Genomic DNA, 2,514 nt, shown 5'->3' with positions numbered 1-2,514 from the left:
AGTCCGAACTGCTGAGCGCCCTCCTCACCGAACTCAACGCCCGCAGCCGCCGCACCCGGTGAGGACCCCCGGCACGGCGGCGGGTCGGTCACGCAGGCGGCCGGGCGTCGCTCCCGCGAGAGCCGTCACCGCTCGCGGCGCAGGTCCCGCCACACCGCCTTGGCGGCGTTGTGGCCGGACATGCCGTGCACTCCCGGCCCCGGCCACGTGGCCGAGGAGCAGAGGTAGACGGCCGGGTGGCGGGTCGCGTAGGGGACCTTGGCCAGGTGGGGCCGCAGCAACGTCTGGAGTCCGCTGTACGCGCCGCAAGCGATGTCGCCGCCGACGTAGTTGGCGTTGCGGGCGGCGATCTCGGGCGGGCCGGCGGCGGCCCGCCCGAGCACCAGGTCGCGGAAGCCCGGTGCGAACCGTTCGAGTTGGCGCTCCACGGCGTCGGTGAGGTCGCCCTCCCAGCCGTTGGGCACGTGCCCGTACACCCAGAAGGTGTGCTTGCCCGCCGGGGCGCGGCCGGGGTCGACGACGGTCGGCTGGGAGGTGATGAGGAACGGCGTCTCGGGTGCGCGCCCGCCGACGGCGCAGCGCAGTGCGGTGTCGATCTCGTCGGCGGTGGCGCCCAGGTGGACGGTCCCGGCGCGACGGGCGTCCTTCGCCGCCCACGGGACCGGGCCGTCGAGCGCGTAGTCGACCTTGAACGCGGCGGCGCCGTAGCGGAACCCGCGGTACGAGCGGCCCAGACCTGCGATCCGGGCCAGCGCGGTGGGTGAGGCGTCGAAGAGGTAGGCCCGGGCCGGCGGGAGTTCGTCCAGCCGGCGCACCTCGACACCGGTGTGGATGACGCCGCCGAGCTCGCGCAGCAGATCGGCCAGTGCGTCGGAGACGGCCTGCGAGCCGCCGCGTGCCACCGGCCAGCCACGCTCGTGGGCGGCCAGCGCGAAGACCAGGGCGATGGCGGCGGTGGAGTTGGTGCTGGCCGGGGAGATGACGTGGGCGGCCAGTCCGGCCATCAGGGCGCGTGCCCGCTCGTCGCGGAAGCGCCGGTTCAGCCAGCTGACGGGCTGCACGCCGAGAGCGCCGAACCGGGCCAGTGTCAGCGGGTCCTTGGGCAGCCCGTCCCAGGGGACCTTGAGGAAGTCGGCGGCCAGGGTGGACCAGCGGCCGACGAAGGGGGCCAGCAGACGCCGGTAGGTGCCCGCGTCACGTGGGCCGAGCGACATCGCCGTCTCCCCCACCGAGCGGGCGAGCGTCACCGCGGAGCCGTCCGGGAAGGGGTGTGCGAGCGGCAGTTCCGCGTGCAGCCAGTCGAGGCCGTGCCGCTCCAGCGGCAGCGCGTCGAAGGCGGGCGAGCCGGCGCCCATCGGGTGCACGGCCGAGCAGGGGTCGTGCCGGAAGCCCGGCAGGGTCAGCTCCTCGGTGCGGGCCCCGCCGCCGACGGTACCGAGCGCCTCGAACACCTCGACGGAGAAGCCGCGGCGGGCCAGTTCCACGGCCGCGGTCAGCCCGTTCGGGCCGGCTCCCACCACGACCGCGTCATGCATCGATGGCACCTGGGCACACTCCTCACCGGTGAGGATCAGCTGGCAGCGCCTGCCAGCAAGGAGAGGATACGCCGCGCGGTCGCCTCGTCCCGGGCCGCGGTGAAGGGCAGGGCGTTGCCGCCGGTGACGCGGAACGGTTCCCCGGCGACGGTGGCCTGGGTACCGCCCGCCTCGGTGACGAGCAGCAGACCCGCGGCGTGGTCCCATGCCTTCTCCCACGAGAAGACCGTCGCGTCGGCCTCTCCCCTGGCGACCGCCAGGTAGCCGAGCCCCGCCGAGCCGCAGGGCCGGGAGAGCACCGCGCCCGACCGCAGGGCGATCAGCGTCTGCTTCTCCTGCTCAGTGGTGAAGTCCGGGTGGGAGCTGAGCACTTGGAGGGTGCCGCCGGGCTCGGGCGAGCCGGCGGTGATCGGCTCGCCGTTCAGCAGCGCGCCACGGCCCGGCCTGGCCGTCGCCATCTGGTCGCGGGCCGGGGCGAACGTCCAGGACGCGAGCAGCTCGCCGTGCCGGGCGAGCGCCACCAGTGTGCAGAAGCCCTCGTCGCCGCGGACGAACTGGCGGGTGCCGTCGACCGGGTCGACGATCCAGACCGGCGCGTCGCCGCGCAGCGCCTCGTACCCACCCGGATCGGCGTGCACGGCCTCCTCGCCGACCACCACGGACCCCGGCATCAGCGCGGTGAGGGCGGCGGTGAGGTGGTCCTCGGCCCGGCGGTCGGCGATGGTCACCAGGTCGTGCGGGCCGGTCTTCTGGTCGATCTCGTGGTCGGCGAGCTGCCGCCAGCGGGGCATGATCTCCTCCGCGGCGGCCTTGCGGAGGGCGTCTGCGACGTGGGCGGAAAGCTCGTCATCGATCATGTGTCCATGGAAGCACGCCGGGCGGGTCGCCCGAGCCGCGGCCGTCAGCGGCCCGCGGCGTAGCCCTGCATGCCGCGCGGGTTGGCGGCCGCGCTGAGCAGCCCGGTCTCCGGATCCCGGGC

General features: G+C 74.9%; 2 protein-coding genes. Both read right to left on the bottom strand.

Annotated elements, in window-relative coordinates:
- Positions 1-125: 125 nt before the first annotated feature.
- Entirely contained in the window at positions 126-1,544 is a 1,419-nt protein-coding gene (locus ACYVE9_RS22675) for a phytoene desaturase family protein (protein WP_461029742.1), read from the bottom strand.
- 26 nt (positions 1,545-1,570) lie between these two features.
- Complete coding sequence (locus tag ACYVE9_RS22670) at positions 1,571-2,392, bottom strand: inositol monophosphatase family protein (protein WP_461029741.1); 822 nt, start codon at positions 2,390-2,392, stop codon at positions 1,571-1,573.
- Between the last annotated feature and the right edge of the window lie 122 nt (positions 2,393-2,514).

This window comes from Streptomyces sparsus, from assembly GCF_054776295.1.
This window is presented reverse-complemented; position numbering and strand designations above follow the sequence as displayed.